The 1904-nt window shown below is 54.0% G+C and carries 2 protein-coding genes and 1 pseudogene; all 3 read left to right on the plus strand.

The genetic code is table 11. The annotated features are described in order from the left end of the window. Positions 1-318, plus strand: a pseudogene (locus tag B3Z49_RS06395) (cobalt ABC transporter permease); the annotation flags it as partial. Next, positions 315-1112 carry a cobalt ECF transporter T component CbiQ gene (cbiQ, locus tag B3Z49_RS06400; RefSeq protein WP_296989094.1) on the plus strand — a complete coding sequence of 266 codons (798 nt, stop codon included), beginning with the start codon at positions 315-317 and terminating at the stop codon, positions 1110-1112. The pseudogene B3Z49_RS06395 and the gene cbiQ, both read left to right, overlap by 4 nt. Further along, positions 1096-1803 carry an energy-coupling factor ABC transporter ATP-binding protein gene (locus tag B3Z49_RS06405; RefSeq protein ID WP_296989097.1) on the plus strand — a complete coding sequence of 236 codons (708 nt, stop codon included), beginning with the start codon at positions 1096-1098 and terminating at the stop codon, positions 1801-1803. Before cbiQ ends, B3Z49_RS06405 begins: the two co-directional genes overlap by 17 nt. Positions 1804-1904 lie beyond the last annotated feature (101 nt).

The following is a 1904-nucleotide window of genomic DNA, read 5'->3' on the forward strand; positions in this document are numbered from 1 at the left end:
GGGCACGTTGCCGAGGCAACCTTTTCCATAGCGGACCTAGCGGGTGCTGATGAGGCTGCGCAAACAGCATCGTCAAAGACACCGGTTGTATCAGGGGCAGGGTCAAACGCTGAGCCTGCAATTACCCGCGAACAGGGAGAAATCATTGCGACCATCGTGCGTGACGAATTGCGTCCGCTCAGGCGCGAACTTACCGCCTATAAGGAAAAGAATGATCTTCAATCGATTCTGGGCGGCATTGGCTATATATTCGGTGCCTTCGGGATCATTTATTACATCGCTGCGCGACGGCTAAGAGCAAAAGCACCCAACGCATGAGCCACCTTTTCGGACATGACCAACCCCTGAGCGTTCAGGCACATGGCGGACAATCACCGTCATTTGTCGGGACGTTCGATCCAAGGGTAAGGGTGGTCGCGGCCTGTGTTTTTGCAATTGTCGTGGTAGCCCTGCATCAGATCGAGTTTGCACTCGGTGCCCTGATATTTGCCGCCATTACCATGAGCCTGACGGACTTGCCACTGCGTGTAACCCTGAAACGTATGGCGGCGATGGACGGCTTCATTATCGTCATGCTGGTAATGTTGCCGTTTACGACCCCCGGAACACCGATGTTTTCGGTCCTTGGGGCAGAGGCCAGCAAGGAAGGCCTGATGCATGCCATCCTTGTCGGCATACGGGCCAATGCGGTTGTGCTTATGATGCTAAGTCTGCTTTCGGGTATGACGCCGGTGACACTTGGTCACACGCTATATCGTTTGAAATGTCCGCCGGTTCTGGTGCATCTGATGATGTTTACGGTGCGCTATATTTCGGTGCTGCATGACGAATATCATCGTCTTCGCATGGCGATGAAACTTCGCGGGTTTAAGGCACGCAACAATGCCCATACCTACCGGTCTTTTGGCTATTTGTTTGGCATGTTGGTGGTGCGATCGCTTGAACGGGCCGAACGTGTGCTGGAAGCCATGAAGTGCCGCGGATTTAGTGGTCATTTCCCGATGATAGATGATCTGGCATTCAAGCGTCGGGACGGTGCATTTGCCATTTTCTTCCTTGCCCTGATTATTGCCCTTGTCCTGATGGATCGCATGTATGTCGTCGCTTATTGAACTGAATGATATTTCTTATGGCTATCGGGCAGGGCAGAATGTGCTCGATCGTGTCAGTCTGACGCTTGATCCGGGGGAACGTCTGTTTCTTGCCGGGCCGAATGGGGCTGGCAAAAGCACGCTTTTGCGTATTCTCGTCGGCCTGATTAAACCGCATGCGGGCGAAATCCGTGCCTTTGGCACCCCGCGTGTGACCGACGCAGAATTTCACGATTTGCGCTGCCGGGTTGGTTTTATCGTGCAGGATCCCGATGACCAGTTGTTCTGCCCAACCGTGATCGAGGATATCGCCTTTGGTCCGCTAAACCTCGGTGCCAGTCGCGAAGAAGCCCTTGCGATTGTGGATGAGGTCCTGGATCAACTGCATCTCAAACACCTGCGTGAACGGATTACGCATGAGCTTTCCGGCGGTGAAAAACGGCTGGTTTCGGTTGCGGCAGTCCTTGCAATGAAGCCCGATGTTTTGCTGCTTGATGAGCCGACAAACGCGCTTGATGAAGAAAACCTGCGCCGGCTTGAAGAAATCCTGCTGGGGCTGCCACAAGCCATGATCCTTGTGTCGCACGATCCGCATTTCAGACGGAAACTTGCAACGCGGATCATTGAATTGCGCACCGGAAAAGTGCTTCAATTGCCAGAGAAGAAATGCACAGCTAGCGAACGCGCCAACCCGGCAGAGGCCGCATCCTGAGGACCCTGTGCCTCGGACGAGCATGAAAGGGCGGCTATGACGTCAAGCATATCCCCGTTTTCCCAACCGGCCTTTCGCCATCTGTTTTCCGCCCAGATTAC

This window comes from Thalassospira sp. UBA1131 (assembly GCF_002311515.1).
In the GTDB taxonomy this organism is placed as follows: domain Bacteria; phylum Pseudomonadota; class Alphaproteobacteria; order Rhodospirillales; family Thalassospiraceae; genus Thalassospira.

What these genes read in the sequence shown, in the direction of transcription:
- B3Z49_RS06405 (WP_296989097.1), top strand. Translation starts at nt 1,096, where the DNA reads ATGTCGTCGCTTATTGAACTGAATGATATTTCTTATGGCTATCGGGCA.
- cbiQ (WP_296989094.1), top strand. Translation starts at nt 315, where the DNA reads ATGAGCCACCTTTTCGGACATGACCAACCCCTGAGCGTTCAGGCACAT.